Annotated in this window: 19 protein-coding genes, 2 tRNA genes and 1 pseudogene; 13 read left to right on the top strand and 9 right to left on the bottom strand. The window is 67.8% G+C overall.

Annotated features, from left to right (window positions below):
* Nucleotides 1–257: pseudogene (locus AC3XYG_RS01295) on the bottom strand (hypothetical protein); the annotation flags it as partial.
* Nucleotides 258–434: 177 nt separating this feature from the next.
* Here AC3XYG_RS01295 and AC3XYG_RS01290 point away from each other — a divergent pair.
* Nucleotides 435–1,472 (top strand): LacI family DNA-binding transcriptional regulator, encoded by a 1,038-nt coding sequence (locus tag AC3XYG_RS01290; RefSeq protein ID WP_489138002.1) that lies wholly within the window; start codon nt 435–437, stop codon nt 1,470–1,472.
* A gap of 36 nt (nt 1,473–1,508) precedes the next feature.
* Nucleotides 1,509–1,598: transfer RNA gene (locus AC3XYG_RS01285), tRNA-Ser, on the top strand.
* A gap of 48 nt (nt 1,599–1,646) precedes the next feature.
* On the opposite strand, the gene AC3XYG_RS01280 is transcribed toward AC3XYG_RS01285, so the two are convergent.
* The 8 genes from AC3XYG_RS01280 to AC3XYG_RS01245 all read right to left on the bottom strand — a co-directional run bounded on the left by AC3XYG_RS01280 (nt 1,647) and on the right by AC3XYG_RS01245 (nt 10,739).
* Complete coding sequence (locus AC3XYG_RS01280) at nt 1,647–1,991, bottom strand: hypothetical protein (RefSeq protein ID WP_489138001.1); 345 nt, start codon at nt 1,989–1,991, stop codon at nt 1,647–1,649.
* A 168-nt stretch (nt 1,992–2,159) separates the two neighbouring features.
* Entirely contained in the window at nt 2,160–3,641 is a 1,482-nt protein-coding gene (locus AC3XYG_RS01275) for a calcium-binding protein (RefSeq protein ID WP_489138000.1), read from the bottom strand.
* A gap of 180 nt (nt 3,642–3,821) precedes the next feature.
* Complete coding sequence (gene glmS, locus AC3XYG_RS01270; RefSeq protein WP_489137999.1) at nt 3,822–5,645, bottom strand: glutamine--fructose-6-phosphate transaminase (isomerizing); 1,824 nt, start codon at nt 5,643–5,645, stop codon at nt 3,822–3,824.
* A 1-nt stretch (nt 5,646) separates the two neighbouring features.
* Nucleotides 5,647–7,023 carry a bifunctional UDP-N-acetylglucosamine diphosphorylase/glucosamine-1-phosphate N-acetyltransferase GlmU gene (gene glmU, locus AC3XYG_RS01265; protein ID WP_489137998.1) on the bottom strand — a complete coding sequence of 459 codons (1,377 nt, stop codon included), beginning with the start codon at nt 7,021–7,023 and terminating at the stop codon, nt 5,647–5,649.
* A gap of 111 nt (nt 7,024–7,134) precedes the next feature.
* Nucleotides 7,135–7,974 carry a DUF3108 domain-containing protein gene (locus AC3XYG_RS01260; protein ID WP_489137997.1) on the bottom strand — a complete coding sequence of 280 codons (840 nt, stop codon included), beginning with the start codon at nt 7,972–7,974 and terminating at the stop codon, nt 7,135–7,137.
* 170 nt (nt 7,975–8,144) lie between these two features.
* Nucleotides 8,145–8,219: transfer RNA gene (locus AC3XYG_RS01255), tRNA-Val, on the bottom strand.
* Between the two features lie 80 nt (nt 8,220–8,299).
* Entirely contained in the window at nt 8,300–9,298 is a 999-nt protein-coding gene (dusA, locus tag AC3XYG_RS01250) for a tRNA dihydrouridine(20/20a) synthase DusA (RefSeq protein WP_489137996.1), read from the bottom strand.
* A gap of 58 nt (nt 9,299–9,356) precedes the next feature.
* Nucleotides 9,357–10,739, bottom strand: coding sequence for a DEAD/DEAH box helicase (locus AC3XYG_RS01245; RefSeq protein WP_489137995.1), 1,383 nt, complete (start codon nt 10,737–10,739; stop codon nt 9,357–9,359).
* A 350-nt stretch (nt 10,740–11,089) separates the two neighbouring features.
* On the opposite strand from AC3XYG_RS01245, the gene AC3XYG_RS01240 reads away from it, so the two are divergent.
* From AC3XYG_RS01240 to AC3XYG_RS01190, 11 genes are all read left to right on the top strand, one after another.
* Entirely contained in the window at nt 11,090–12,004 is a 915-nt protein-coding gene (locus tag AC3XYG_RS01240) for a LysR family transcriptional regulator (protein ID WP_489137994.1), read from the top strand.
* 121 nt (nt 12,005–12,125) lie between these two features.
* The gene (locus tag AC3XYG_RS01235; protein ID WP_489137993.1) at nt 12,126–13,292 is read left to right on the top strand and encodes an ABC transporter substrate-binding protein; all 1,167 of its coding nucleotides are present in this window, start codon (nt 12,126–12,128) and stop codon (nt 13,290–13,292) included.
* Nucleotides 13,293–13,434: 142 nt separating this feature from the next.
* Nucleotides 13,435–14,466: an ABC transporter ATP-binding protein gene (locus tag AC3XYG_RS01230; protein WP_489137992.1), complete on the top strand. Its 1,032-nt coding sequence runs from the start codon at nt 13,435–13,437 to the stop codon at nt 14,464–14,466.
* The gene (locus AC3XYG_RS01225; RefSeq protein ID WP_489137991.1) at nt 14,463–15,407 is read left to right on the top strand and encodes an ABC transporter permease; all 945 of its coding nucleotides are present in this window, start codon (nt 14,463–14,465) and stop codon (nt 15,405–15,407) included. The genes AC3XYG_RS01230 and AC3XYG_RS01225 overlap by 4 nt, the downstream gene beginning before the upstream one ends.
* Nucleotides 15,397–16,248: an ABC transporter permease gene (locus tag AC3XYG_RS01220; protein WP_489137990.1), complete on the top strand. Its 852-nt coding sequence runs from the start codon at nt 15,397–15,399 to the stop codon at nt 16,246–16,248. Before AC3XYG_RS01225 ends, AC3XYG_RS01220 begins: the two co-directional genes overlap by 11 nt.
* Before the next feature lie 11 nt (nt 16,249–16,259).
* On the top strand, nt 16,260–17,687 hold the full coding sequence (locus AC3XYG_RS01215) for a gamma-aminobutyraldehyde dehydrogenase (protein WP_489137989.1): 1,428 nt from the start codon (nt 16,260–16,262) through the stop codon (nt 17,685–17,687).
* Nucleotides 17,688–17,880: 193 nt separating this feature from the next.
* Entirely contained in the window at nt 17,881–19,977 is a 2,097-nt protein-coding gene (locus AC3XYG_RS01210) for a hypothetical protein (protein WP_489137988.1), read from the top strand.
* Between the two features lie 196 nt (nt 19,978–20,173).
* Nucleotides 20,174–21,409 (top strand): TIGR03862 family flavoprotein, encoded by a 1,236-nt coding sequence (locus AC3XYG_RS01205; protein WP_489137986.1) that lies wholly within the window; start codon nt 20,174–20,176, stop codon nt 21,407–21,409.
* A 33-nt stretch (nt 21,410–21,442) separates the two neighbouring features.
* The gene (locus tag AC3XYG_RS01200; protein ID WP_489137985.1) at nt 21,443–22,210 is read left to right on the top strand and encodes an enoyl-CoA hydratase-related protein; all 768 of its coding nucleotides are present in this window, start codon (nt 21,443–21,445) and stop codon (nt 22,208–22,210) included.
* Between the two features lie 485 nt (nt 22,211–22,695).
* Nucleotides 22,696–24,087, top strand: a complete 1,392-nt coding sequence (locus AC3XYG_RS01195) for an MdtA/MuxA family multidrug efflux RND transporter periplasmic adaptor subunit (RefSeq protein ID WP_489137984.1) — start codon at nt 22,696–22,698, stop codon at nt 24,085–24,087.
* A 31-nt stretch (nt 24,088–24,118) separates the two neighbouring features.
* On the top strand, nt 24,119–25,770 hold a 1,652-nt coding region (locus tag AC3XYG_RS01190), incomplete at its 3' end, for an efflux RND transporter permease subunit (protein ID WP_489137983.1).

Genomic DNA, 25,770 nt, shown 5'->3' with positions numbered 1-25,770 from the left:
ACCATGGCGAAGGCGATGCCGATCGCCCACCAGACGTAGAGGGTGAAGCCTGCGGTGTAGGCGATCGCGGCATAGCCGACGAACACGGCCGCGCTATAGCCCGACATGTGGTGCGACACACCGGACAGCCACCACGGCATCCGGCCGCCGGCTGTGACGAAATCCGCCGCAGTCTTGATCTGACGCCGGGCCCAGACGCCGATGCCGACCATCAGCAGAAAATAGGCCCACAGCACCACCCAATCGATCGTCCCCATGAAATCCCCCGTCGTCGTGACCGGCCGCTGATCGGGCCGTTTCCGGAGTATAAGGTGTCGTGCAACCGGTTTCCGGTCAAGCCGCAACCGGTTGCATGGATAATTTTCAGTCAGCACTGAATGGTTTGTTGCGCCGCCTCGCCGCGCTATGACTGGGGGAGCCGAACCAGCGGGCAGATGATGGACCAGCCGCCGAAAGCGATACCGACGATCCAGCAGGTGGCCCGCGCCGCCGGCGTTGCCCGGTCGACCGTGTCGCGCGCCTTCACCCGGCCGGACATGCTGAACGCCGCCACAGTGGCCCATGTCATGGCGGTGGCCGCCACGCTCGGCTACGCCCCGAACCAGGTGGCCCGCGCGCTGTCGACCGGGCGCTACGGCAACATCGCCCTGATCGTGCCCGACGTCGCCAACCCGTTCTTTCCGCCGCTGATTCGTGCAGCGGAGGCTCGTGCCGACGCCGCCGGCCTGTGTGTCTTCCTCGGCGATTCGGACGAGGATCCGGCGCGCGAGGACCGCCTGACGGCCAAGCTGGCCGCCCAGGTCGACGGCTTCGTCCTGGCCTCGTCGCGCCTGGCCGAGGATGCCGTGCGGGCGCTGCGCGGCCGCCGGCCGGTGGTGCTGGTCAATCGCGATGTCGACGGGCTGGACCGGGTGCTGATCGACAGCGCGACCGGCACCGCCGCGGCGGTGCGGCACCTGCATGAACTCGGGCACCGGCGCATCGCCTATCTCGGCGGCCCCCCCTCATCCTGGTCCAACCAGCAGCGGCGGATGGCGGTGCTGCAAACGGCGGAAGGGCTCGGTATGGAGGTGGTCGAGGTGGCGGCCCGGCGTCCCTCCTACGAAGGCGGCGTCGCCGAGGCGCCCTCCGTCCTGGCGGCGCACACCACTGCGGCCATCGCCTTCGACGATCTGGTGGCGCAAGGGCTGCTGGCCGGTCTGGCCGGGATGGACATCGCGGTGCCGGCCGCCTTCAGCGTGATCGGCTGCGACGACGTGCTCGGCGCCCGGACCTATCCGCCGCTGACCACCATCTCCTCGCGCTCGCACGATGCCGGTCGGACGGCGATCGAGATCCTGCTGGCCCAGCTCACGTCCGGCGCATCAACAGGGACAGCGCATCGGCTGGACACGCAGCTGATCATTCGCTCGACCACCGCCGAACCGCCCCGGCGCGCCGCAAATCGCCGTGGCACCCATCAAGAGCCTTGAACGCCGCCGGCCCGGCCGTATGTTAGGCGCCGTGCAGGAGGGGTGGCCGAGCGGTTTAAGGCACCGGTCTTGAAAACCGGCGTGGCGGCGACGTCACCGTGGGTTCGAATCCCACCCCCTCCGCCAGACACCCCTCTCCGACACTGATGACCCAGGCCGACGGGCCTCGATCCGTCACGGATTGGTCGGCGGCATTGCCACCCTGCGGATGCTGTAGACCACCAGCGGTCCGCGCGCGTCACCGGACCTCGCAAGCCGAGCCTCCGGCGCCAGCGTATTCCGCTCACAGGTGAAAACGTTCATGTTCCAGTAGTTCTGGGAAAATGTGGCATCCGTCCCCGGCGGGCAACTCTGGGTCGCGTCGTCCCGGCCCTCCCCCACCTGAAGCTGGTGGATCGAGCGGACGACCACCAGTTGAGGGTCCGTCGGGCCGGAACTGCCGCATGAGGCAACCAGAACGCTCGCTGCGATGACCGAAAGTCGCATGAATTCCCCCAATTCGATGCTGCAGCGCAGCATAACAGGAGTCGGCGGGCGCGTGTAGGAGGAAGGGTGCCGTGGCAGCGCTTCGTTGCGCTTGCCGGCACCAGTCATGTGGCGCACGGAAATGGGGGGCATGCAAAGCCGGGCGTCTCAGCCCGAACCCAGGCAGTCCGGCGGCCACCACGGAGCGACCGCCGGACCTGGTCAGAGCAGGAAGTCGGCCGCCACCAGCGCCGTGGCCGAATGCACGGTGATGGCCATGTCGTCGTTCTTGTCGCCGTCAACATCCACGAGGACGGTGTAGCCCCCTGCTCCGGCCGCCTTCACGATCACTTCGTGGCCGGATCCAGAGAAGACGCCACCCGGCGTGAAGGTGAAGGCGGTGTCGCCGTTGGCCGCTTTGCCGTCCGCATCGATCGGGCGGAGATCGATCTTGTCGCCTTGCGCGTGCGAGAAGTCGGTGATGGTGTCCTGGCGGATCGTGGTGGTGTCGGTGCTGTCGGACAGGGCCCGATAGATGAAGACGTCGGCCTCGAGGCCCCCAGTCAGCGTGTCGCCGCCGGTGTTGCCCAGAAGCTGGTTGGCGCCGGCGTCGCCCGAGAGGCTGTCATTGTAGAGGGATCCGTACAGGTTCTCGATGCTCGTGAAAGTGTCATCCTGCGCGTCACCGGCGGTTCCGACACCCAGCCCAAGGTCCACGCTCACCGCGGCACCGGCAGTGTGGTAGTAGGCCCAGTCGCTGCCGGCGCCGCCATTGAGCTGATCGGCCCCGGCTTCACCCACCAGGCGGTCGTCACCCGAGCCGCCCGTGAGACTATCGTCGCCGGCTCGGCCGTAGATGCCGTCACTGCCGGTCCCGCCATCGAGCGAATTCCCGGCGTCACTGCCGATCAGGGTGTCGGCGAAATTGGAACCGGTCAGGTCTTCGATGCTGTTCAGATGATCGCCCTGGGCATCGCCGCCGGTGCCCGTCCCCGTCGTCAGGTCGACGGTCACACCGGCTGCCGAGGCCGAATACAACGCCCTGTCTTCCCCGACGCTTCCGAACAGGGAGTCGGCTCCGGCTCCGCCCGTCAACACGTTGTCCCCCGGACTGCCCGCGAGGGTGTCGTTGAACGCGGATCCGATCAAATTGGCGATGCCAATGAACACATCCCCTTCGGCGTCACCGCCGTGGGCAAGACCGGTGGTCAGGCTTACGGTGACCGCCGCGCTCGAATGCTCATACGAAGCGGTGTTGTTGGAGCCTAATGCCACCAAGTGATCGGCCCCCGCACCGCCCTCCAGCGTAGCTCCGCCGCCACCTGTTAGAGTGTCGGCAAACGCCGAACCGATCAGGACATATGCTACGCCTATAAAATGGTCACCCTCGGCGTCCCCTCCATGCCCCGGATCGGATGTAAAATTACTAATCGTCACACCGCTCGGGCTGCTGCTGTAATCGACAATCGATCGCCCGATGAACCCGGACTCCTGCGTTAAATCAAATGTGTCGGCTCCCGCGCCTCCGATATATGTATTGATGCCGGTGCCGCCGGATATCGTGTCGGCCCCATCACCGCCAAACAAGATATCGTTGCCGCCCAGACCATTGATCACGTCGTTTCCGCCCAATCCATGGATTGTATCGTCGACGGCCGTTCCCGTTAGCTTGTCCGGCCCCTCGGTGCCGTTGATGATCGCCATGATGCTCTCCCCACTGCAATTGGATGCCTGAAATGCGAATTCGATCTGTATAGGACAGTATGGCGGCGATGAGGCGCCGGCGCCATCTGGCCGGCTCGAACGCAAAAGGCCCCGCCGGAGCGGGGCCAGGATGACAAGCGATGGAAACGGCCCCGGCGGCCGGCCGCCGGGCCTGGCACGTCACTCCACCGTGACGCTCTTGGCCAGGTTGCGCGGCTGGTCGACGTCGGTGCCCTTGGCCACGGCGGTGTGATAGGCCAGAAGCTGCACCGGCACGGCATAGAGAATCGGGGCGACGAAGGGGTCGACGCTCGGCAGGTCGATCGCCGCGAACGGGCCGGGGCCCAGCTTCTCGATACCCTGGCTGTCGGAGAAGAAGATCACCTTGCCGCCGCGGGCCATGACCTCCTGGACATTGGAGACGGTCTTGTCGAACACCGCATCGCGCGGCGCCAGCACGATCACCGGCACCTTGTCGTCGATCAGCGCGATCGGCCCGTGCTTCAGCTCGCCGGCGGCATAGCCCTCGGCGTGGATGTAGCTGATCTCCTTCAGCTTCAGCGCGCCTTCCAGCGACAGCGGATAGGACAGGCCACGGCCGAGATAGAGCACGTCGCGCGCCAGGGCCACCTCATGGCTCAGCTCACGGATGGTGGCATCGTGGTTCAGCACGTCGGCCAGGCGGCTCGGCAGCTCGGTCAGCACCGTCGACAGCTCGGCCTCGCGGGCCGCATCGATCGCACCGCGCAGCCGGGCTGCCGCCACGGCGAGGCAGGCCAGGACGGTCAGCTGGGTGGTGAACGCCTTGGTCGAGGCGACGCCGATCTCGGGCCCTGCCAGGGTCTGGATCACCGCATCGCTCTCGCGCGCGATCGAGCTGTCGGGGACGTTGACGATCGACAGGATGCGCTGCCCCTGCGACCGGGCATAGCGCAGCGCCGCCAGCGTGTCGGCGGTCTCGCCCGACTGGGAGACGAAGATCGCCAGGCCGCCGGCGGGCATCGGCGCCTCGCGGTAGCGGAACTCCGAGGCGATATCGATCTCGACCGGCAGCCGCGCCACCGTCTCGAACCAGTATTTCGCCACCATGCCGGCGTAGAAGGCCGTGCCGCAGGCGACGATGGTGGCCCGCGGCACATCGGCGAAATCGAAGGGCAGCGGCGGCAGGATGATCGAGCGCGTCGCCGGGTCGATCATGGTGCGCAGCGTGTCGCCCACCACCGCCGGCTGCTCGTAGATCTCCTTCAGCATGTAGTGCCGGAAGTCGCCCTTGCCGATCAGGGCACCGGTCATCGCGATCGGCTTGACCGCCCGTTCGACGCTGCGGTCCTCGGAATCATAGATCTCGACGCCGGTGCGGGCGACCACCGCCCAGTCGCCCTCGTCGAGATAGCAGATCCGGTCGGTCCAGCTGCCGATCGCCAGCGCATCGGAGCCGACATACATCTCGCCGTCGCCGAAGCCGATGGCCAGCGGCGAGCCGCGCCGGGCGACGATCAGCAGATCCTCCTCGCCGGTGAACAGGAAGGCGAGCGCGAAGGCGCCCTCCCGCCGCTTCAGCGCCGCGGCGCTGGCTTCGCGCGGTGGCAGCTGCTGGTCGAGATAGTGGCTGACCAGCTGGGCGACGATCTCCGAATCCGTCTCGGTGGCGAAGACGCGGCCGTGCTGCTCCAACTCCTGCCGCAACTCACGGAAATTCTCGATGATGCCGTTGTGCACGATGGCGACCCGGTCGGTCGCATGCGGGTGGGCGTTGATCTCGGTCGGCCGGCCATGGGTGGCCCAGCGGGTGTGGCCGATGCCGACGGTGCCGTCGATCGGCGCCTCGCCCAGGCGGCGTTCGAGATTGACCAGCTTGCCCTCGGCCCGCCGCCGCTCGATCCGGCCATCCACCAGCGTGGCGATGCCGGCGGAATCATACCCGCGGTACTCCAAGCGCTTCAGCGCCTCGACCAAGCGGGTGGCGACCGGCCGGGTGCCGACGATACCGACGATGCCGCACATCTCAGTTCTTCTCCCGCTCGCGCTTGGTCTTCTGGTCGCGCTGGGCCTTCTCGGCCCGCTTCTTCTCGCGATAGCCGGGGGCCCAGCCGGGCTTATCCTCCTGCCGAGCGCGGCCGATGGCCAGCGCATCCGCGGCAACATCGCGGGTGATGACGCTGCCGGCGGCGACATTTGACCGGTCGCCCACCGTCACCGGCGCCACCAGCACGGTGTCCGAGCCGATGAAGACCTCGGCCCCGATGCTGGTGCGGAACTTGTTGTAGCCGTCGTAGTTCGACACGATGGTGCCGGCGCCGATGTTGGTCTTGGCCCCGACCGAGACGTCGCCGAGATAGGTCAGGTGGTTCGCCTTGGCGCCCGGCGCCATGTCGGCCGCCTTCAGCTCGACGAAATTGCCGATATGCACGCCCTCGCCCACCGTCGTCACCGGCCGCAGCCGGGCGAAGGGGCCGATCCGCGCACCGGACGCGATGGTGGCGCCTTCGATATGGCTGAAGCCGAGAATCTCGACATTGTCGGCGACGGTGACGCCAGGCCCGAAAAAGGTCGACGGGCCGATCACCACGTCGCGCCCGAGCTGGGTGTCGGCGGAGAACCAGACGGTCGCGGGGTCGATCAGGGTGGCGCCGTTCAGCATGGCGCGGCGGCGCAGCCGGTCCTGCAAAATCGCCTCGGCCTGGGCCAGCTCGACCCGGGAATTCACCCCCAGCACCTCGGCCGGGTCGCCCTCGACCACGCTGCAGCTCCAGCCTTTGGTGCGGGCCGCGGCGACGGTGTCGGTCAGGAAGAACTCGCCCTTGGCGTTGTCGTCGCGCAGCGCCGCGATCAGCTCCGGCAGGCGGCGGCCATCGAAGGTCATGATGCCGGCATTGCACAAGCCAATCCGGCGCTCGGCCTCGTCGGCCTCGGAGAATTCGACGATGCAGTCCAGGCCGCCGTCGCTGGCCAGCACGAGACGGCCATACTGGATCGGATCTGCCGGGCGCATGCCCAGCACCACCACCGCCGGGTCGCCGGCCGCCCGCCGCGCCGCGACCAGCCGTTCGAGCGTCGCCGTCGACAGCAGCGGCGTGTCGCCGAACAGCACGATGACATCGCCCTGGAAGCCGTCTACCACCGGCAACGCCGCCCGCACCGCGTCGCCGGTGCCCTTCTGGTCCGGCTGGATCACGGTCGGGATCGGCGCGATGCTCTGTGCCACCGCGTCCATGCCGGGTCCCACAACCACGGCGATCCGGTCCGGGGACAATGCCTGGGCGGCAGCGACGACATGGCCCAGCATCGACCGGCCGGCGATCTCATGCATCACCTTGGGCCGGTCGGATTTCATCCGCGTGCCCTTGCCGGCAGCGAGGATGAGGCAGGCAATAGCGCTCACGGTACGGCGGCTCCAGGATCACGGACTATCGTGCCCATTGGTCTGACACGGTCCCCCGGAAACGGGAATTCAATTATTGTTTCGCCGGGTTACGCCCTTCGGCGAAGGTGGTCAGGAAGCGCCGGCCGCAACCGCCCGCAGATGGACGATGACCCTCCCCCAGGGGGAGTCGCTTTCGATCCGCACCGGCACCGCCGGCAGCCCGCCGCCGGGGGAGGCCAGCCAGGTCGTGATCACCCGCTGGTCCGGTGCCTTCGACGTGCGCTGGAGATATTCGGTCGGCTTTGTCGCCCGCCGTTCGTCACCGAAATTGAAATCGCCGACCATCGGCGTCAGCGCCACGGTGCAGTTGCGGGCCGGGCCGCCATACATCCCCTGCTCCGCCCGGTCCAGCATCACCGTGCCGCCGTCGGTCAGGTCGGCCCGGTACAGGCGCCGGCCGTCGAACACCGGCACCTGGCCGGCGCAGGCCGAGGCGCCGACATGCAGGGCCTGCAGGATCGAGACCACGCCGCTCAGCGGGTCCAGGGCGTGGACCAGGCGTTCCGGCGGGATGGTCTGCTCGCGCTTCGGCTTGGAGCTCGGCACGATCTCGACATCCATCTTGCCGCCACCCAGGAAGGTGATGGTCGTGGTCTTGTCGCTGTCGCCGTTGATGCGCTGCACCACATTGCTGGCCGGGCGCAGCTGGGGACCGTCGAGCCCGCCGCTGGACCGGACATTCGACCGCCAGTCGCTGAAGGCGGCGGCAAGGCCGACGACATGGGCCGACAGGTCGACCTCGTAACGGTCCGCCACCAGGGTCAGGCTGGAATCCACCTCGAGCATGCGCAAGCCGCCGACATAGACGTCGTAAGTCATATGGGCGCTGGCATCGGCAGCAACGGCAGGCGCGGTGGCGATCAGGGCGAGAGCCGCAGCGGCCATGGTGGTCCGGAGAAGACGGGGCATGCGGCCTCGATGATCCTGGCAGGGCGAAGGTCGGCAAACTGCGAAGAAACTAGGGCGGCAATGCGGCGATATCCAGGAGCGCCGCGCCGGCGGCAGGAACAGTCCGATCAAGCGGGCCGCTGGCGATACGCCGCGGCTTGGATCGGACCCGGGGGTAAACCTGGAAGGAATGGTGGGCGCGACAGGGATTGAACCTGTGACCCCTCCCGTGTGAAGGGAGTGCTCTCCCGCTGAGCTACGCGCCCCCGCGTCGTCGGGGCGCCCTAAGTACGAGGCGGCACCCCGGCTGTCAAGGCCGCAATGCGGCGGCCCGACTGTCTTTTCGTCAGGCCGCCCGGCGCTGGTCGATCGCCGTCTCGACCAGGTCGACGGCGGCCTGCAGCACCTCGGGGCCGGCCCCGCTGCGATGGGCGTTTTCGGCGATGTGGCGGCGGAACGACCGTGCGCCCGGAACCGCCTGGTACAGGCCCAGCAGATGGCGGGTCATGGCGCCCAGCGGCACGCCGCGGGAGCGCATCGCCTCGACATAGGGCAGGAAGTCATCGATGACCTCCCGGCGGCTGCGGGCGGGCGTGTCCTCGCCGAAGATCCGGCGGTCGGCCTCGGCCAGCATCCAGGGGTTCTGGTAGGCCTCGCGGCCGATCATCACGCCGTCGAGCAGCGCCAGCTGCGCCTCGGCGGCATCCAGCGAGGTGATGCCGCCATTGATCGCGATGGTCAGGTGCGGGAAATCGCGCTTCAGCCGATGCACCACGTTGTAGCGCAGCGGCGGGATCTCGCGATTTTCCTTCGGGCTCAGCCCGCTCAGCCAGGCCTTGCGCGCGTGCACGATGAAGGTGTCGCAGCCGGTCTCGGCGATGATGCCGATGAACTCGACCAGTTCTTCATAGCTGTCGCGGTCGTCGATGCCGATGCGCGACTTCACGGTCACCGGGACATTGCAGGCGGCGCGCATCGCCGCGACGCAGGCGGCGACGGTCCGCGGCTCCGCCATCAGGCAGGCGCCGAAGCGCCCGGACTGCACCCGGTCGCTCGGGCAGCCGACATTGATGTTGATCTCGGCATAACCCCAGTCGGCGCCGATGGCCGCAGCGCGGGCCATCGCCTCGGGGTCGCTGCCGCCGAGCTGCAGCGCGATCGGCTGTTCGGCCTCGGAGAAACCGAGGATGCGCTCGCGGTCGCCATGCAGCACCGCCCCCGTCGTCACCATCTCGGTGTACAGGCGGACGCGGCGCGAAATCAGGCGCAGGAAGCTCCGATAATGGCGATCAGTCCAATCCATCATCGGCGCCACGGAAAGGCGATGCGTGTCGTCGCTGGTCATGGCCTGCACTTTAAACACGATCACACCGGGGCCGAAGCCCCGGCGTGTTTCTCAAACGTCAGCGACCGGCCGGCGACCGGCGGCGGATCGGGGCCGCCCCGCCGTCATTGGCCGGCGCCTGCCGGGCCGGGCGATCGGTGCCGTGGGCGTGATGCGCCGGGCGCTGGCCCTGCCCATGCGGGCGTTGGCCCTGGCCCTGCGGCCGCTGGCCCTGCCCTTGCGGACGCTGGCCCTGGCCCTGCGGCCGGCCACGATTCTGCTGGGCACGCGGCGCGGGACCGGAACCACCCTGGCGGAACGGGACGGTCGAGCGGTAGGCGTGGTCTTCGACCACCGGCACCGGCTGGCGGATCAGCTTCTCGATGTCGCGCAGGAACGGCCGCTCCTCGACGTCGCAGAACGAGATCGCCATGCCGTCGGCGCCGGCGCGCGCAGTGCGGCCGATGCGGTGGACATAGCTTTCCGGCACGTTCGGCAGCTCGAAGTTCACGACGTGGCTGACGCCATCGACATCGATGCCGCGGGCGGCGATGTCGGTGGCCACCAGCACGCGGACCTTGCCGTTGCGGAAGCCCAGCAGGGCCCGCTCACGCTGGCTCTGCGACTTGTTGCCGTGGATCGCGTCGGCGTTGATGCCGGCCTGGACCAGCTGCTTGGCGACGCGGTCGGCGCCGTGCTTGGTGCGGGTGAACACCAGGACGCGGCGGATGGTCTCGTCGCGCAGGATCTCTGTCAGCAGCGAGCGCTTGTCGTCCTTCTCGACGAACATGACGCGCTGCTCGATCCGCTCGGCCGTGGTCGCGACCGGGGTCACCGCCACCTTGACCGGGTCGGTCAGCAGGCGGCCGGCGAGGTCGGCGATGTCGGTCGGCATGGTGGCCGAGAAGAACAGGCTCTGGCGCTTCGCCGGGATGGTGGCGACGACCTTCCGGATGGCATGGATGAAGCCCATGTCGAGCATCTGGTCGGCTTCATCCAGGACGAAGACTTCGAGCTCACTGAGCTTGATGGCGTTCTGGGACATCAGGTCGAGCAGGCGGCCCGGCGTGGCGACCAGGATGTCGACGCCCTGGGCCATGGTGCGGATCTGCGGGCCCATGCCGACGCCGCCGAACACGGTGGTGCGGGTCAGCGGCAGGTGACGGCCATAGACACGGAAGCTCTCGGCGATCTGGCTGGCCAGTTCGCGGGTCGGGCTCAGCACCAGCACGCGGCAGCCGCGGCGCGGCGCGGTGCGCCGGTCGGCCATCAGGCGATGCAGGATGGGCAGGGCGAAGGCGGCAGTCTTGCCGGTGCCGGTCTGGGCGACGCCCAGCAGGTCGCGGCCCTGCATGAGGTGGGGAATGGCCTGCGCCTGGATCGGCGTCGGCGTCTCGTAGTTCTCAGCCGCCAATGCCTTGAGGAGGAGCGGGTTGAGACCGAGATCGGTGAAATTGGTCAAAGGGGTGCTTTCGATAACAACGACGCCGAACCACCGACACCTCTCGGGCGTCGTGGGAATAAGCGCGGGGTTGACGATGACGCCCCGCGCGATCTGGGCAGTCGGATGGATTTTCGATCGGGACCGACAGGACGCATCCCGGAGGGAGCGTTCACGCGATCGGTCGCCGACGGCCGTATGACAGCGACCGGAATGTCGTTGCGCGGTGCACAAAAGTCAAGGTGATCCGTGTGTTGCATCCCTGACCTGCAGATCGGCTCAGATTATTTCCGTTCGGTTTTGCCGATCAGATAGCAGAAGCCATCGATTTTCCTTGCCGAAAAAGGCCTCGACGCGGGACGCTTGCGGCCATGAACGTCACCTTGCGTCAGATCGCCTATTTCACTGCGGTGGCCGAGGCCGGATCGGTCTCCGGCGGCGCCGCCGCGGTCGGTATCTCGCAATCGGCGATCACCGACGCGCTGAAGGCGCTAGAGGAACAGACCGGCGCGCGGCTGTTCGAACGCCACGCCCGCGGCGTCATCCTGACCTATCCCGGCCACCAGTTCCTGCGCCACGCCCGGGTGATCCTGGCCGCGGTGGCCGATGCCCAGAACGCGCTGAAGACCCTGCCCGAGGCGGTCCAGGGCACACTGCCGCTCGGCGTTACCACCATGGTGTCAGGCTATTTCCTGGCCGATCTGCTGGCCCGGTTCCGCCGGGTGTTCCCGAACGTCACCGTGCAGGTGATCGAGGAAGAACGGACCTATATCGAGCACCTGCTGATCAATGGCGAGATCACGGTCGCGGTGATGATCGTCTCGACGCTGGAGAACCGCGACGCCCTGGAAAGCGAGGTGCTGGTCCGGTCGGAAAGCCGGCTGTGGCTGCCGCCCGACCACCGCTTCATGTCGCGCGACGCCATCCCGCTGGCGGAGATCGTCGGCGAGCCGCTGATCGCGCTGGCGGTCGACGAGATCGTCGAGGCCAGCGACCTGTTCTGGCGCGCCGCCGGGCTGATCCCCGAGCGGGTGCTGCGCACCGCATCGGTCGAAGCCGTGCGCAGCCTGGTCGCGACCGGCGCCGGCATCGCCATCCTGCCTGATATGGCCTATCGCCCCTGGTCGCTAGAAGGTGACCGGATCGAGGCCCGGCCGATCGCCGACCCGTTGCCGACGCTGGATGTGGGCGTGGTCTGGCGCCTTGGCTCACCGCTCTCGACCCAGGCGGAGACCTTCATCCAGGTGGCGCGGACCCACCCGGCGCCACGCCTGCGCTCGCTGTAGCCATCGGTTTTGCCGATAGCAAATCAGGATATTTCATATTTCTCCGCGTCCGGGCAATGGACCTACCATTCTTCCCAACAAACCGCCCGCCACCACCGGACGAGCAACGGGGAGAACAAAGATGGGATCGCAATTGCGCCGAATCCTGGCCATGGGCAGCGCCCTGGCCGTGTTCGGCACCAGCACCCTGGCCGGCGCCGAGCCGCTGAAGGCGATCGGCAAGGGCGAGGGCCAGGTGGATATCGTCGCCTGGGCCGGCTATGTCGAACGCGGCGAGACAGACAAGGCCTATGACTGGGTCACCGGCTTCGAGAAGGAGACCGGCTGCAAGGTCAACGTCAAGATCGCCGGCACCTCGGACGAGATGGTCGCGCTGATGAACGAGGGCGGCTTCGACCTCGTCACCGCCTCGGGCGATGCCAGTCTGCGCCTGATTTATGGAAAGCGGGTGCAGGAGATCAACACTGACCTGATCCCGGGCTGGAAGACGGTCGACAAGCGGCTGCAGAACGCGCCGTGGTACACCGTCGACGGCAAGCATTACGGCGTGCCCTACCAGTGGGGCCCGAATGTGCTGGCCTACAACACCGACGTCTTCAAGACCCCGCCGACGAGCTGGAGCGTGGTGTTCGAGCCGCAGAACCTGCCGGACGGCAAGCCGAACAAGGGCCGGATCGAGGCCTATGACGGGCCGATCTATATCGCCGATGCCGCGCTGTATCTGATGAAGCACAAGCCCGAACTGGGCATCAAGGACCCGTACCAGCTGAACGAAGACCAGTACAAGGCAGCGACCGACCTGCTGCGCGGCCAGCGCCAGCTGGTGATGCGCTACTGGCACGACGCCTCGGTCCAGGTCGACGACTTCATCAACGAGGGCGTCGTCGCCTCCTCGACCTGGCCGTTCCAGGTCAATCTGCTGAAGTCGCAGAACAAGCCGATCGCCAGCGTCATCCCCGAGGAAGGCGCGACCGGCTGGGCCGACACCACCATGCTGCATGTCGACGCGGCGCACCCTAACTGCGCCTACAAGTGGATCGAGCATTCGCTGGACAAGAAGGTGCAGGGCGACCTGGCCGCCTGGTTCGGCTCGGTGCCGGTGGTGCCGGCGGCCTGCGAGGGCAACGAGTTGCTGGGCGCCGAGGGCTGCAAGGCCAACGGCTTCGAGAATTTCGACAAGGTCCACTTCTGGACCACGCCGCGCCAGCAATGCCCCGACCATCCGGAAGGCTGCGTCCCGTATCTGCGCTGGACCACGGACTACATCGCCATCCTCGGCGGCCGGTAGGTCCTACCCACCAACCATCTGTCATGCCCGGGCTTGACCCGGGCATCCAGAGATTGTCGACAGCCTCTGGATTGCCGGGTCAAGCCCGGCAATGACAGGAGAGGTTTAGGCCAAGCCCTTCCCCTATTCCGGGCGAACATCCATGACCGACAGCAGCATCGCAGTCCGCTTCGACCGGATCAGCCGCCATTTCGGGGCGGTGCGGGCGGTCAACGACGTCAGCTTCGAGATCCGCGACGGCGAGTTCTTCTCGATGCTCGGCCCCTCCGGCTCCGGCAAGACCACCTGTCTGCGCCTGATCGCCGGCTTCGAGCAGCCGACATCGGGGCATCTGCTGCTGCACGGCAAGGATGTCTCGACCACGCCGCCCTATGACCGCGACGTCAACACCGTGTTCCAGGACTACGCCCTGTTCCCGCATATGAGCGTGTGGGAGAACGTGGCCTACGGCCTGATGATCCGCCGCGTGCCGAAAGCGGAGCGCCGCCGCCAGGCCGAAGAGATGCTGGGCATGGTCAAGCTCGGCGACTTCGCCGGGCGCCGGCCGGCGCAACTGTCGGGTGGCCAGCGCCAGCGCGTCGCCCTGGCCCGCGCTTTGGTCAACCGCCCCTCGGTGCTGCTGCTGGACGAACCGCTCGGCGCGCTCGACCTCAAGCTGCGCGTGGCGATGCAGGAGGAGCTGAAGGCGCTGCAGCGCCAGGTCGGCATCACCTTCGTCTACGTCACCCACGACCAGGGCGAGGCCCTGGCGATGAGCGACCGGGTCGCGGTGTTCAACCTCGGCCGGATCGAGCAGATCGACACGCCAAGCGCGATCTACGACCGCCCGGCCACCGCCTTCGTCGCCGGCTTCGTCGGCGCCTCCAACATGGTCGACGCCGCCACCGCCGGCAGGCTGATGGGCCAGGACCGCGCCTTTGCCCTGCGGCCGGAGCGGATCCGCATCCTGATCAGCGGCCAGGCCGTGCCGGCGGATTCGGTCGAGGTGGCGGGCACGGTCGACGGCGTCAGCTTCCTCGGTGCCACCACCCGCTACCGCGTCGCCCTGGCCCCCGGCGGCGCCATCGACGTGGTCGAATCCAACCTCGATGCCCGGCCCAAGGCCCCCGGTGAGGCCGTCCGCCTGAGCTGGCGCCGCGACCATGCTCACCCGCTGGCGGATGTCGCGGCATGAGCACCGCCGCCCTCCCCGCCCCGATCGCCGACGGCTTCGGCCGGCGCACCGCCCGGCTCTTGTACCGCAACGGCTGGCTGGTGCTGCTCCTGCTGCTGGTGCCGCCGATCCTGTGGCTCGGCGTGATCTATCTCGGCTCGCTGTTCGCGCTGCTGCTGCAGAGCTTCTATTCCGTCGACGACTTCACCGGGATGATCGTCCCGGAATTCACCCTGTCGACCTACGGCCAGCTGTTCACCGCCGCCAACATGGACGTCCTGCTGCGCACCGGGATGATGGCGGCGTCGGTCACCGTCGTCTGCGCCCTGATCGCCTTCCCGATCGCCTATTACGCGGCGCGCTACGCCACCGGCCGGACCAAGGCGGCGTTCTACATCGCGATCATGCTGCCGCTGTGGTCGAGCTACCTGGTCAAGGTCTATGCCTGGAAGCTGATCCTGTCGCGCGAGGGCGTGATCACCTGGCTGGCCGACCAGCTGCACCTGACCTGGCTCTTGGACGGCATCCTGGCTTTGCCGGTGGTCGGCGGCCCGTCCCTGTCCAGCGCCTATCTCGGCACCGCCACGGTGTTCGTCTATATCTGGCTGCCCTACATGATCCTGCCGCTGCAGGCGTCGCTGGAGCGGGTGCCGCGGTCGCTGACCGAGGCCTCGGCCGATCTCGGCGCCAAGCCGGGACAGACCTTCCGCACCGTGATCCTGCCGCTGGCCTTCCCCGGCGTGGTCGCCGGCTCGATCTTCACCTTCTCGCTGACCCTGGGCGACTACATCATCCCCGGCATCATCGGCTCGTCCCGGCCCTTCATCGGCCAGGTGGTGCTGCAGCTGCAGGGCACCGCCGGCAACGTGCCACTGGCCGCCGCCTTCACCGTGGTGCCGATCGCGATCATGGCCGTCTATCTCACCGCGGCGAAACGCCTGGGGGCCTTCGATGCACTCTGACATCGCCGCCAAGCCCGCCGCCGGCAAAGCCTCGGCCGGCCGCGGCGCGCCCTGGGGTCTCAGGCTGACGGCGCTCGGCGGCATCCTGTTCCTGCATGTGCCGCTGCTGTTCATCCTGCTCTACGCCTTCTCCAGCGACGAGAAGACCTTCCAGTTCCCGCCGCCGGGCCTGACCGCGCACTGGTTCGCCGTTGCCTGGTCCGACCGGCCGGACATCTGGGCCGCGCTGGGGCTGTCGGTGCGGATCGCGGCGATGGCGACGGTGCTGGCCATCGTGCTGGGCACCTGCGCCGCGGCCGCAGTCTGGCGCAGCAAGTTCTTCGGGCGGGAGACGCTGTCGCTGCTGATCATCCTGCCGATCGCCCTGCCCGGCATCATCACCGGCATCGCCCTGCGGTCGGCCTATGCGCTGCTGGAGATCCCATTCAGCTTCTGGACCATCGTCATCGGCCACGCCACCTTCTGCATCGTCGTGGTCTACAACAACGTGCTGGCCCGGTTCCGCCGCACCTCCGGCTCGCTGATCGAGGCATCGATGGACCTCGGCGCCGATGGGTTCCAGACCTTCCGCCATGTGGTGCTGCCGAACATCGCCACGGCGCTGCTGGCCGGCGGCATGCTGGCCTTCGCCCTCAGCTTCGACGAAGTCATCGTCACGACCTTTACTGCAGGCCAGCAGCAGACGCTGCCGATCTGGATGCTGACCGAACTGATCAAGCCGCGGCAGCGGCCGGTGACGAACGTCGTGGCGATCATCGTCATCATCGTCACCTTCCTGCCGATCCTCGGCGCCTATTACCTGACCCGCGACACACACGATTTCTCCGGCTCCGGGAAGTGAGGAGACAGTCCATGGATATCGAGCTTCTGATCGACGGCGCCCTGGTGAAGGGCGAAGGCCAGCCCGAGAAGGTGCTGAACCCGGCCACCGGCCGGCTGATCGTCGACGTGCCGGAAGCCTCGCAGCAGCAACTCAACGCCGCCGTCGCCGCCGCCGCCCGCGCCTTCGAAAGCTGGTCGCAGACCACGCCGGCGCAGCGGGCGGGACGCCTGCTGAAGCTGGCCGACGCGATCGAGCGCGAGGCCGAGGCCTTCGCTCGGCTGGAATCGCTGAACTGCGGCAAGCCCTATGCCCGGGTGCTGGAAGACGAGATCCCGGCGATCATCGACACCTTCCGCTTCTTCGCCGGCGCCACCCGCTGCCTGACCGGGTCGGCCGCGGGCGAATACGTCGCCAACCACACCAGCATGATCCGGCGCGACCCGATCGGCGTGGTCGGGTCGATCGCGCCGTGGAACTACCCGCTGATGATGCTGGCCTGGAAGGTCGCCCCGGCACTGGCCGCCGGCAACACCGTGGTGATGAAGCCGTCGGAGCAGACGCCGCTGACCGCGCTGAAGCTGGGCCGCACCCTGGCCGAGATCTTCCCGAAGGGCGTCATCAACATCGTCGCCGGCCGCGGCGAGACCGTGGGCGCCGGGCTGACCGGGCACCCGCAGGTGCGGATGGTGTCGCTGACCGGCGACATCGCCACCGGCCAGAAGGTGCTGCAATCCGCAGCCAAGACCCTGAAGCGCACGCATCTGGAGCTCGGCGGCAAGGCGCCGGTGCTGGTGTTCGACGATGCCGATGTCGAGGCTGTCGTGGCCGGCGTCCGCGCCGGCGGCTTCTACAATGCCGGCCAGGACTGCACCGCCGCCTGCCGCGTCTATGCCGGGCCGAAGATCTACGACCGGCTGGTGGCCGACCTGGCCGGCGCCGTCGCCAGCCTGAAATACGGCGCGCCGGAAGATGCGGTGAGCGAGATCGGCCCCCTGATCAGCGAACGCCAGCGCGAGCGGGTGGCCAGCTTCGTCGAACGCGCGGCGGCGCAGAAGCACACCGAGATCCTGGCCGGCGGCGGCAAGGCCGAGGGCGGCGGCTTCTTCTTCAAGCCGACCCTGGTGGCCGGCGCGCTGCAGACCGACGAGATCGTCCGCAAGGAGGTGTTCGGCCCGGTGGTGTCGGTCACCCGCTTCGACGACCCGGACGCCGCCATCGCCTGGGCCAATGACAGCGATTACGGCCTCGCCTCCTCGGTCTGGACCAGCAATGTGAAGACGGCGCTGAAGACCTCGGCCCGGCTGCAATATGGCTGCGTCTGGGTGAATGCGCATTTCACCCTGACCGCCGAGATGCCGCATGGCGGGCTGAAGATGTCCGGCTACGGCAAGGACATGTCGATGTACGGGCTGGAGGACTACACCGTCGTCCGCCACGTCATGATGAACTTCAGCTGAGGCTCACCGGCAGGCCACGTTCATCGGCGCATCCGTGGCGGCACGGCTCGCGCCGATGCTCGCCGTGACAGCCAAAGCGCCGGCCCGGCGCGCGCCGCCGGATGTCTGGTGTAACCAAGCTCCCTGCTCTCGAAATGGCTTCGTAACATGACGTTGCGAAGACTGGGACAATGACAGGGAGCGATTTCAGACGATGGCCAACCAGCCTTTGTCCGAGGTGGTCGTCGGATGGATCCACCAGGTCACCGTCGGGATGGCGCGCCCGGCGGGGCAGACGACACGTTCCTCGACGATGTCCGACCAAGCCGTCGGCGACGCCCACGCCGCCCTGACCGGCCGTGCGGCGACCTGGCCGGACAGCGCGCAGCGCGAAGAGGCCCGGGCGCTCGCAGACGAGGTCGCAGCCCTGTTGCCCCGCCTGAAGGCGACCGAGGCTGAACTCTATACCCTCGCCGCACGGAACTTTACCGATCTGTCCAGGCGCGTCGCTAAGCGGGCGGCCGGCAACGCGCCCCTGCCGACCGAGCTTGCCGAACTCCGCGTTTTGCGGTCCGGCCTCCTCGCCCCCGTCGAACCGACGGATGAGAACCAGCGGCAAAGTGCCAGCGACGGCAAGGCCTATGCCGCCGCCTTGCTGGAGCAGGTCACCCAGGGCAAGCTCAATCCCGGGCTGGCGACGTCTCGGCAGACGACGGCGCTCCTCCTCGCCCTCGAAGATTTCGACCGCCACATCGCCGGGCTCATCGCCGCCGATGAGTGGGTGTTGCTGGCCGCGGCCATCCGGGCGCTCGATGAATTGGCGCCGCCTGACAGCAAGAACAAACCGAACCGGACGGTGGTTGAGGAGATGGCCGTCGCGCTGTCGGAGCGGCTCGGCGCCACGGCCACCACGATGCTGGCCCGGACGCCGCAGCAGGAACGGACATCTGCCGAGAGGGCGCCCACCGATATCCTCGTTCATCTGGCATCGGCGCTGCGCCAGTTCGCGGACCGGTATCCAGAGATTGCCGAACTGAAGGAGCTGCAGCGCCGTGGCCGGGCGCTTTTCATGGCGCATGGCGCGGATCGGGCGGCCGTGGACGCCGTGCTCGAAGAGGCGCAGGCTCTCGGGGACCGTGCCCCCGGCATCCAAGCCGTGGCGCTGAATCTGCGCCAGCAATTGCCGCCGCCCGGCAAGGAACAGTCCCGGGGACAGCAGCACGACAATCTCTATGGCCGCGTGTTCGAGACGAAATTCGCGGCGGCTCTGGTGTCCCAGCCTCCCGCGGCGTTTATCGACGCTTGCGACAGCGTTGGCCGGGCTTTCGCCAATCGGCTCGAACAGCTGCATGACGAGGATGAGGAATTCGCCAGGAGTGTCAGGGGCCGGGAAAAGCCGGCCAGCGGCGTCGAGCGCGCTGCGGAGGAGGCTGCGAAGATCTATGGCGAGAAAAACCCACGGCCCTGGTCCCGCAGCGTGCCAGCCATGGGACGTATGGCCGAAGTCGCCAAGAAGAAGGGCGGCTATGCGGCCCTGGAAGCCATCATCGGGTTTTTCGACGAAATCCCGGAGACGGGGCACGGCACCCTTGCTGCCTTTTCGCTGATGGCCCAGCTCTCCGCGGAACTGGCCTATCGGCGAAAGCCCAAGCCCGCATGGATGGTGCCGGCGGATCGGATCTACAGTGAGGTGATCACTCCCCAGAAGAGCACTGAACTCGCCTGGTCGAAGGACAGGATACCGAAGACCGATGCCGTCGGCATCACGCTGCTGCATCAGCCCCTGGCCGCGCAGGACGCTTCCAGGGCGCGAAGCATACGGCCCGTCACCTACAATCGCTTTGGCAAACGGCATGAAGACGCAGACTTCGCCGATGAAGGAAGCTCAGACACGATGAGCATGGCTCATGAAAAGGGGCTGCCCTACGGCACCGGCGTCTCCGGCAATACAAACATGCTGCTGCATCTGTTCCACCATCTGAAGCAAACCGATGCGGATGTTCTCGCAGGTATTCCCGCGGCCGATGTCGTCATGATGTCGGCCATGCTGATGATTCACGACGGCGGGCACTCCCTCCACGAGGTGCTGTGGGTGGCCAATCTGCTCGACCGGGATTGCGCCCTGGGCCTCGATCTCGGGGACCCGGACAATCCGAACGCCTTCGTCTCGGACTACGATGCCTTCTTCAAGAAATTCAATGACGAGACGGCCGCTGTCCTTCGGGCGGCGGCCGATCAGGCCTACGCCCAGACCCTGGACTATCTGGACCAGCACAGCGCCTTTGCCAGCGCGGGTCTGCACCTCTCCTAGCATTGCGGCTATATCCGATGGCGATGACCTTGCGCCCGGTCGCGGCAGGGCATCGCTGATGGCGAGCCATCACAGGTAAGGGTTGTGCCCGCAGGTCGGGTTCGTGCATACGAACCCGATACATCCCTGGCGTCGCGGTGTTGGGTTCGCCGAGGCGAACCCAACCTACGGGCCTGCAACAGCAATCGGCAGCCCTTTGCCCCAGTCCATCACCATCATCGGCGGCGGTCCCGCCGGCCTGATCGCAGCACAGCGCCTGGCCGAGGCCGGGCGGCGGGTCACCGTCTACGACCGCATGCCGACGGTCGGGCGGAAGTTCCTGATGGCCGGGCGCGGCGGGTTGAACCTGACCCATTCCGAACCGCTGGACAGTTTCGTCACCCGCTACGGCGCCGCCGGAACGTGGATGGAGCCGCTGGTCCGCGCCTTCACGCCTGATGATCTGCAAGCCTGGAGCCACGACCTCGGCATCCCGACCTTCGTCGGTTCCAGCGGCCGCGTGTTCCCGCAGAGCCTGAAGACCTCGCCGCTGCTGCGCGCCTGGCTCGGCCGGCTGGCGCAGCTGGGGGTCGAGATCCGCACCCGGCACGACTGGACCGGCCTGACCGACGACAACCGCCCGGTTCTGCGCGGGCCGGACGGCGAGACCACTGCCGAGGCCGACACCACCATCCTGGCACTGGGTGGCGCCAGCTGGCCGCGGCTGGGTGGCGACGGTGGCTGGGCCGCGATCCTGGCCACGCGCGGCGTCGATATCGCGCCGCTGGCCCCGGCCAATGCCGGCTTCGACATCGCCTGGTCGTCCCATCTGCGCGACCGCTTCGCCGGCACGCCGCTGAAGCGCATCGCCCTGTCCTTCGATGGCCGCACAGTGCGCGGCGAGGCCGTCATTGCCCGCACCGGCATCGAAGGCGGCGCCGTCTACGCCCTCGGCCCCGCGCTACGCGATGCGATCGGCCGGGATGGCAGCGCCACCCTGACGCTCGATTTGCGGCCCGACATGAGCCTGGCCGAGGCCTCGGAGCGGCTGGGTCACACCGGCAGCAGCGACAGCGCCCCGAACCGGCTGCGCCGTGCCCTGTCCCTGCCCGGCCTGGCCTATCCGCTGCTGCGCGAAGCCTTCCGGCCCGAAGCACTGGCGACGCCGGAGGCGTTGGCCGTCGCCATCAAGGCGATCCCGCTGCGCCTGACCGGCATCCGGCCGCTGGACCGCGCCATCTCGACCGCCGGCGGCATCCGCATCGATGCCCTGACGCCGGAGCTGGAACTGCGCGGCCTGCCCGGCCTGTTCGCCTGCGGCGAGATGCTGGATTGGGAGGCGCCGACCGGCGGCTACCTGCTGCAGGGCTGCTTCACCACCGGCGTCGCCGTGGCCCGGGGCCTGCTGCGGCAGCCTGCAATTTCCTCGACAGACCCGGAAGCGCCTCTCTAGCGTGGCGCAGCATCGATCACGAAAGGCTGCGCCATGACCGACCCGGTTCTCACCGAAATCAACGGCCCGGCCATGACCATCCGGCTGAACCGGCCGGAGAAGAAGAACGCCATCAGCCTGGCGATGTATGACGCGCTGACCGCGGCGCTGAAGGCCGCCGCGGCCGATCCTGCCATCCGCCTGGTCATCCTGCGCGGCGGCGATGATTTCTCCGCCGGCAACGACATCGCCGATTTCCTCGCCGGCGGCGGCGAGACCGGGCTGCGGCCGGTGCTGGACTTCCTCGACGCGCTGGCCGGCTTTCCGAAGCCTGTCGTGGCCGGGGTGCGCGGTGCCGCCATCGGCATCGGCACCACCATGCTGCTGCGTTGCGACGTGGTGCTGGCCACCCCCTCGGCCCGGTTCCAGCTGCCCTTCGTCCAGCTCGGCCTGGTGCCCGAGGCGGCGTCCACCCTGCTGCTGCCCGCGGCGGCCGGCCATCTGAAGGCTTCCTGGTGGCTGCTCACCGGCGAAGGCTTCGATGCCGAGGCGGCACTCGCAGCCGGGCTGATCACCCGGCTGATCGCCGAGACCACGCTGGACGCCGAGCTCACGGCCGTGGCCGCCCGGCTGGCCGCCCTGCCCCCGGCCGCGCTGCGCCAGACCAAGGCGCTGCTGCGGGCGCCGCACGCGGCAGAGGTGCGCGAGACCATGACCCGGGAGGTCGAAGCCTTCGGAGCCCAGCTGAAATCCGCCGAGGCGAAAGAGGCATTCACCGCCTTCCTGGAAAAGCGGAAGCCGGATTTCAGTCGGTTCGAGTGATCGTGCAACCGAGATGATTGGGGACTCCGGCAGCAAGATGACTGACCAGGCTTTTCAGGCTTTAAGTCTAGCTCTGGTCTAAGTTTTTATTGTCATTGCCCGGCTTGACCGGGCAATCCAGAGGCCGCTCTGGCCGCCCCTGGATGCCACGGTCAAGCCGTGGCATGACAATAGAAAGGCGACGGCTGATTTTCAATATTCCGGCAAATTTAGAAACAGTACAGAAACATAAAGCCGGACGAATACATCCACTCTGGCGCATCCATCGACAGAATCTGTGAGTTCAAATACAATCGACACAGGCAGATCGGGCTGTGTTCCTGCTGGCAGACGCCTGTCGATTGCTCAGGCTGCCGGCGCGGAACGCGGCCCGGCCTGCGCCGGTTGGTCGCACTGTGCGAAGCGCGGCGGCAGCGATCGACGGAAACGGCTTCCATCCCCGTGCAGGCGGCGTGGGGAGGGTGGACTGGCATGGATGATATCGGATGGATGCAGGAGCAGGCGACACCAACACCGGGACGGCGGCCAGGCCGCGGACCCGGTATCGGGTGCTGCGCATCGTCATCGGGCTGGTCATCGCCGGCCTGATCGCGTTCGGCACCTATCGGTTCGTCACCGCGCCCGGCAGCGCCCCGCAGACCAGGGCCGGCCGTTTCGGCGATGCTTCGGCCCAGCCCGTCGGCGTCGCCACCGTCACCAAGGGCGACATCAAGATCACGCTCGATGCGCTCGGCACCGTCACGCCGCTGGCCACCGTCACGGTGAAGCCGCAGATCGCCGGCGAGTTGATCGAGGTCGGCTTCCAGGAGGGGCAGGAGGTCAAGAAGGGCGATTTCCTGGCCCAGATCGACCCCCGCCCCTATCAGGTGGCGCTGGAGCAGGACCAGGGCCAGCTGACCAAGGACCAGGCGGTGCTGGCCCAGGCGCAGAGCGACCTGGCACGCTACCAGGGCATGCTGAAGGCCAATGCCGTCTCGCGCCAGCAGGTCGACGACCAGGCCTTCCTGGTGCAGCAGACCCAGGGCACGATCCAGGCCGACCAGGCGGCGATCGACACCCAGAAGCTGAATCTCGACTATTGCCACATCGTGGCGCCGGTCGCCGGCCGCGTCGGCCTGCGCCAGGTCGACGCCGGCAACTACGTCCAGCTCAGCGACGCCGCCGGCCTCGTCGTCATCACCCAGATGCAGCCGATCTCGGTCATCTTCACCCTGCCCGAAGACAACCTGCCTCAGATCCTGGCCCGCACCCATGCCGGCGCGACCCTGCAGGTGATCGCCTTCGACCGGACCGGCACCAAGCAGATCGCCGTCGGCACGCTGTCGACCGTCGACAACCAGATCGACACCAGCACCGGCACGGTCAAGCTGCGCGCGGCCTTCGATAACACCGACGAAAGCCTGTTCCCGAACCAGTTCGTCAACGCCCGTCTGCTGGTGGACACGCTGCAGAACGTGGTCACCGTGCCCAGCGCCGCGATCCAGCACGGCGCGCCGGGCACCTTCGTCTATCTCGTCGGCCAGGACGGCACCGTGTCGGTCCGCACGATCCAGGCCGGCGCCGTCGACGGCCAGATGACGGCGGTCGAGAACGGATTGTCCGAGGGCGACAAGGTCGTGATCGACGGCACCGACCGGCTGCGCGACGGCGCCCACGTGACCGTCGCCACCGACAATGGTGTCGCCGCACCGGCGGGGACCGCCGCGCCCACCGGCCAGAACCGGCGCCGCGACCACAGCCAGGGACAAGATCAGGGCCAAGGACAGGGTCAAGGCCAGCACCGTCGCCACGACGGCCAGACCCAGCCACAGACCCCAGGCCAGCCTCAAGCCCCGGCCCAACCTGCTGCCCCAACCCAGCCGCAGTCGAACGGATGAGCGCCCGGGACCGCCTGGACGGAATCCGGCCATGAACCCGTCCCGCCTGTTCATCCTGCGCCCGGTCGGCACCTCGCTGCTGATGGCGGCGATCCTGCTGGTCGGCGCGGTGGCCTACCGCTTCCTGCCGCTGTCCGCCCTGCCGGAGGTCGACTACCCGACCATCCAGGTCCAGACCTTCTATCCCGGGGCGAGCCCGGAGGTGATGACATCCTCGGTCACCGCCCCCCTGGAGCGGCAGTTCGGCGAGATGCCCGGGCTGAACCAGATGACCTCCGCCAGCTCGGCCGGCGCGTCGGTCATCACCCTGCAATTCGGCCTCGACCTCAGCCTCGACATCGCCGAGCAGGAGGTGCAGGCGGCGATCAATGCCGCCGGCAACCTGTTGCCGGGCGACCTGCCGGCACCGCCGATCTACGCCAAGGTCAACCCGGCCGACGCGCCGATCCTGTCGCTGGCCGTCACCTCGAAGACGCTGCCGCTGACCGACCTGGAAAACCTGGTCGACACGCGGCTGGCGCAGAAGATCTCGCAGCAGCCGGGCGTCGGCCTGGTCAGCCTCAGCGGCGGCGCCCGGCCGGCCGTGCGCATCCAGGTCAACCCGCAGGCGCTGGCCGCCTATGGGCTGAACATCGACGACGTGCGCAGCACCCTGGGCAACGTCAACGTCAACACGCCGAAGGGCAGCTTCGACGGCCCGACCCGGTCGTCGACCATCAACGCCAACGACCAGATCACCAAGGCCGAGGATTATCGCGACGTCGTGGTGGCGTTCCGTGACGGCGCGGCGATCCGGCTGTCCGACGTCGCCACCGTGGTCAACGGGCCGGAGAACGGCAAGCTCGCCGCCTGGGCCGGCACCACCCCGGCCATCATCGTCAATGTCCAGCGCCAGCCGGGCGCCAACGTCATCGAGGTGGTGGACGGGATCAAAGCGCTGCTGCCGCAGATGGAGACGAGCCTGCCGGCCGCGGTCGACATCGATGTCCTCAGCGACCGCACCGTCACCATCCGCGCCTCGGTCGCCGATGTCGGCTTCGAGTTGATGCTGTCGGTGGCGCTGGTGGTGATGGTGATCTTCCTGTTCCTGCGCACCATGGCGGCGACGCTGATCCCCAGCCTGTCGGTGCCGCTGTCGCTGGTCGGCACCCTGGCGGTGATGTACCTGCTGGGCTTCAGTCTGGACAACCTGTCGCTGATGGCGCTGACCATCGCCACCGGCTTCGTCGTCGACGACGCCATCGTGATGATCGAGAACATCGCCCGCTTCGTCGAGGAAGGCGAAAAGCCGCTGGCGGCGGCGCTGAAAGGCGCCGAGCAGATCGGCTTCACCATCATCTCGCTAACCGTGTCGCTGATCGCGGTGCTGATCCCGCTCTTGTTCATGGGTGAGGTGGTCGGGCGCCTGTTCCACGAATTCGCCATCACCCTGGCGGTGACCATCGTGATCTCGGCGGTGGTCTCGCTCACCCTGGTGCCGATGCTGTGCGCCAAGCTGCTGCGGCACCGGCCGGAGGCCGAGCGCGGCCGGTTCGACCGGACGGCGGAGCGCGGCTTCAACTGGATCATCGGCCAGTACGGCCGGGCCCTGAACCGGGTGCTGGACCACCAGAGGCTGACTCTGCTGGTGGCGCTGGCGACGCTCGGCGTCACCGTGCTGCTGTACGTCATGATCCCGAAGGG

It is taken from the genome of Inquilinus sp. (genome assembly GCF_057815775.1).
Note: the sequence above shows the minus strand (reverse complement) of the source record. Positions and strands in the feature narration are given on the sequence as shown.

Coding starts and splice junctions, on each gene's coding strand:
- AC3XYG_RS01290 (WP_489138002.1), top strand. CDS start 435: ATGATGGACCAGCCGCCGAAAGCGATACCGACGATCCAGCAGGTGGCC.
- AC3XYG_RS01280 (WP_489138001.1), bottom strand. CDS start 1,991: ATGCTGCGCTGCAGCATCGAATTGGGGGAATTCATGCGACTTTCGGTC.
- AC3XYG_RS01275 (WP_489138000.1), bottom strand. CDS start 3,641: ATGGCGATCATCAACGGCACCGAGGGGCCGGACAAGCTAACGGGAACG.
- glmS (WP_489137999.1), bottom strand. CDS start 5,645: ATGTGCGGCATCGTCGGTATCGTCGGCACCCGGCCGGTCGCCACCCGC.
- AC3XYG_RS01260 (WP_489137997.1), bottom strand. CDS start 7,974: ATGCCCCGTCTTCTCCGGACCACCATGGCCGCTGCGGCTCTCGCCCTG.
- dusA (WP_489137996.1), bottom strand. CDS start 9,298: ATGACCAGCGACGACACGCATCGCCTTTCCGTGGCGCCGATGATGGAT.
- AC3XYG_RS01240 (WP_489137994.1), top strand. CDS start 11,090: ATGAACGTCACCTTGCGTCAGATCGCCTATTTCACTGCGGTGGCCGAG.
- AC3XYG_RS01235 (WP_489137993.1), top strand. CDS start 12,126: ATGGGATCGCAATTGCGCCGAATCCTGGCCATGGGCAGCGCCCTGGCC.
- AC3XYG_RS01230 (WP_489137992.1), top strand. CDS start 13,435: ATGACCGACAGCAGCATCGCAGTCCGCTTCGACCGGATCAGCCGCCAT.
- AC3XYG_RS01225 (WP_489137991.1), top strand. CDS start 14,463: ATGAGCACCGCCGCCCTCCCCGCCCCGATCGCCGACGGCTTCGGCCGG.
- AC3XYG_RS01220 (WP_489137990.1), top strand. CDS start 15,397: ATGCACTCTGACATCGCCGCCAAGCCCGCCGCCGGCAAAGCCTCGGCC.
- AC3XYG_RS01215 (WP_489137989.1), top strand. CDS start 16,260: ATGGATATCGAGCTTCTGATCGACGGCGCCCTGGTGAAGGGCGAAGGC.
- AC3XYG_RS01210 (WP_489137988.1), top strand. CDS start 17,881: ATGGCCAACCAGCCTTTGTCCGAGGTGGTCGTCGGATGGATCCACCAG.
- AC3XYG_RS01200 (WP_489137985.1), top strand. CDS start 21,443: ATGACCGACCCGGTTCTCACCGAAATCAACGGCCCGGCCATGACCATC.
- AC3XYG_RS01195 (WP_489137984.1), top strand. CDS start 22,696: ATGGATGCAGGAGCAGGCGACACCAACACCGGGACGGCGGCCAGGCCG.